Annotated in this window: 3 protein-coding genes; 2 read left to right on the forward strand and 1 reads right to left on the reverse strand. The window is 48.8% G+C overall.

Annotation, left to right across the window (positions count from 1 at the left end; genetic code table 11):
* Positions 1–104: 104 nt before the first annotated feature.
* Positions 105–242 carry a hypothetical protein gene (locus ABNT28_RS10790; RefSeq protein WP_348721595.1) on the forward strand — a complete coding sequence of 46 codons (138 nt, stop codon included), beginning with the start codon at positions 105–107 and terminating at the stop codon, positions 240–242.
* Here the strand turns inward: ABNT28_RS10790 and ABNT28_RS10795 are convergent.
* The gene (locus ABNT28_RS10795) at positions 239–1603 is read right to left on the reverse strand and encodes a S8 family serine peptidase (protein WP_348721596.1); all 1365 of its coding nucleotides are present in this window, start codon (positions 1601–1603) and stop codon (positions 239–241) included. The genes ABNT28_RS10790 and ABNT28_RS10795 overlap by 4 nt on opposite strands.
* Positions 1604–1610: 7 nt before the next feature.
* Between ABNT28_RS10795 and ABNT28_RS10800 the strand changes: the two genes are divergently transcribed.
* On the forward strand, positions 1611–2414 hold the full coding sequence (locus tag ABNT28_RS10800; protein WP_348721597.1) for a trypsin-like peptidase domain-containing protein: 804 nt from the start codon (positions 1611–1613) through the stop codon (positions 2412–2414).
* The last annotated feature ends 159 nt before the right edge of the window (positions 2415–2573 follow it).

The following is a 2573-nucleotide window of genomic DNA, read 5'->3' on the forward strand; positions in this document are numbered from 1 at the left end:
GATCGTGAAGATCTTGTGACGTTCTTGCAATCTGCAACACAAAAATAGATAATCATTTTGGCGTTATGTCGCAGTGACAATGGCCATGTAGTGGAGAAGTTAACATGAAAATGTTTTTAATCAGCAGCACTGTTGCAATCATTATCGCCTTTGTTGCCTATAATGTGCTGATAAGCACTGGCATGGATACAGCATCCGTTTATTCAAGCGATAACGTGCGGCTGACAGGTAACGGCTCTTAGTCTTTGATCTTGGCCTTCGTATCCTGACGATATGGTTTGCAGGTGGCGTCAAGATGGCTATCCGATAGAAATTGCCGATAGCCTGCTGCCGATTTAGCGGGGCGTAGGCTGGCCTTGACGGCTTGCGCTAGTGCTTTCCCGTTTGGGTGGGCTGGCGTTGCTGCCTTTGCGATACAAATGACATATGCGGTTAGTTTCGGCACAGCGAAGCTACTTCCCGACATCATACGCTGGCGCGCATTGACCCCTGTTGCCAACAGGTTTTCAGCTGGCAATCCAATATCGACTGCCATACCAAAATTTGATCCTTCGGCAAGCCTGCCATCGGGCATAGTCGAGGTGACGGTGATTGCATTATCCAGCGCATTGACGGCCGGATAAATGGGCAATTCACCAAGATCAACGCCATTATTTCCTGCCGAAATGATAAATAGAATTTCGGGATGACGCGCCGCCGCGGCGAAAAAATATGTCCAATCATCGGGCGATTGGCTGCCGAGAGGCATCATCACAATGCGGGCGTTTTGCGCCGCTAACCAGTCCACCGCATCGCCCATCAAAGCCATATTCGGTCGCGGATAGCGTAATGGCAAAAGCTGGAATCCCACGCCTGATTGATGCAGAATATCAACAACATAGCTTCCGTGGCTTTGTGGGTAAAAGGGGCTTTGGTCAAGGCTGGCATCAAAGGGCAGATTGTCACCATCCCACATATCGCGGGCGACAAGGGTGCCGGTTTGATCATAGATCAGATATTGCTGAAATGCGGGACGCCGATAATCGATTCCTGAATCAATATGCCCGATCCGAAGATGGTGGTTCTGTTTTGGGCTGGAGGGGGCTGCTGGCCGAATTGGGGGCGGGTTAATCCAAACCTTATCATCAAGTTCGCCATTTTTTTGGATCATCACATATTGCATGCGGCCATCATCAAGATAGGTGATTTGCCGCTTTTCGATGATCATGCAATTGGGAGTAAAGGCCGATAATGAAAGGGGGGTTTTGCCCTGCAATATTTCACCGCGCATTCCACGCAACCTACCCGACATGAAAACAGTCCACAGCCTTGCTGTCATATTTTGATCGGTTTGAAAGATGAATTGCAGGTGGGTGGCAGGGCCGCGTTGACGAATCTCGTGACGATCAAAGCGCCATTGGCTTTTCGTGGCAAATTCAGCGGCAAATCCGGTGGCAAGATTGGCAATTTCTTCCGGATTCGCACTGAAACCGTCTTTTGCCTGCAAATCACGGCAAAATTGTGCAAAGCTATGCGCATTGGATGGCTGGCTTGCTGCGGCATTTTGGACAGGTGCAATCACAAATAGGCTGGCGGCAATGGAACCGAAAAAAAGGCGAATCATATGAAAATTGCCGATCTTGAAATGCGGCGATACATGGTTTTTTGGCTTTGATCGTTTGATGGGAACCTCGATGGTAAATCACCTGCTAGATACGAAATTTCACGGGCAAATTATCCTTGCCCTCATAGCCATTACTCTAGGCCTGTTTGGCAGTGCTGCCAAGGCAGCGCATGGTGAACAAACATGGGTGCAGGCGCAAAAATCTGTTGTGGTGGTTAACCCCGTTTGGCCAGGATATGACCGCCCGGGATTTGGCGCGCCAAAAGGAACGGCACCTGCTGGAAGCGGGGTTTATTTCAGCGTCGATGGCAAAGCAGAATCGGCCTTTATCATTACTGCTGCCCATGTTGTTGAGGCTGCTGAATCGATTGAAATTATTGATTTTTCCGGAAAAATCGCCAAGGCGGTGATTCATGCCATTGATGCAAGACGGGATATTGCCATCCTGCGAACAAAACTGATCGGCATCAGCATTTCAATTCGGCAGGATGAACCCGTGATCGGAAGCCATGTTTGCGCGCTTGGCAATAGTTTTGGTCTTGGTACGGGAATGACCTGCGGTATTGTGTCTGCGGTTCGGCGTTCCAATATAGGGTTTAACGACATCGAAGATTTTATCCAGACAGATGCGGCGGTAAATCCGGGGATGTCTGGCGGGGCCTTGGTTGACCCACAAGGCCGGTTACTTGGTTTGATTGATGGTATTTTTACCAAAGAAGCCGATATTGATGCTGGTGTGAATTTTGCCATTTCGGTGCCGCTCATTCAACAAAGCTTGGCGTCGCAATTAAAGGCAGGTGTCCAGTTTTAGCCGAAAAATTCTTGTCCGGTCTGACTAGCGTCATTGGCCAAGTCTCTCTATAGTAAAAGCCATCTGACTGATGCGACAATTTTTGGCTGATATATCATCGGCCTTGGGAACAAAGGTTACAGTTGAATTATGGATAATATAATGCCGCCGAAAACCCTT

This window comes from uncultured Candidatus Puniceispirillum sp., assembly GCF_963979125.1.
Lineage (GTDB): Bacteria > Pseudomonadota > Alphaproteobacteria > Puniceispirillales > Puniceispirillaceae > Puniceispirillum.